Origin of the sequence: Streptomyces sp. P17, assembly GCF_032436805.1 — a bacterium.
In the GTDB taxonomy this organism is placed as follows: Bacteria; Actinomycetota; Actinomycetes; order Streptomycetales; family Streptomycetaceae; genus Streptomyces.
On record NZ_JAVRBF010000439.1, the window covers coordinates 1 to 365 of the forward strand.

The following is a 365-nucleotide window of genomic DNA, read 5'->3' on the forward strand; positions in this document are numbered from 1 at the left end:
ATTTCCTCACGTTTAGATAGGCTTAATTGTTTTGACACCTTATTTGCAACGCCAGTGACTCAAATGCTTCCTAGAGCGATAGAAAATAATACGCCATTGTCATGGCAGCGTGCGTTTAATAGTTTGAGCGAATATCAAGAGGGGGATGTTTATCATCTGACAACCGAAGGAGAGGGTGAGAAAACGAACGCCTGGATTACACTGCTCGCCTTAAATCAAACCACTCACTTTCCTGATAATGCTAAACCAGTATTGCTGATGAGCTGTATTGATAATTTAAGTCGAGTCGAATTGGCTCTGCCAAGTGCGATTGATGATCCTCGTATCCAACTTTCTATTGCTAATACGGAAGTTCAGTATTGGCG

General features: G+C 41.9%; 1 protein-coding gene. It reads left to right on the plus strand.

Features of this window, described 5'->3' with window-relative positions; all coding sequences use genetic code 11:
* The coding region (locus tag RMT89_RS41635) for a type VI secretion system-associated protein TagO (protein WP_315888956.1) at positions 1-365 on the plus strand (365 nt) is incomplete at both ends.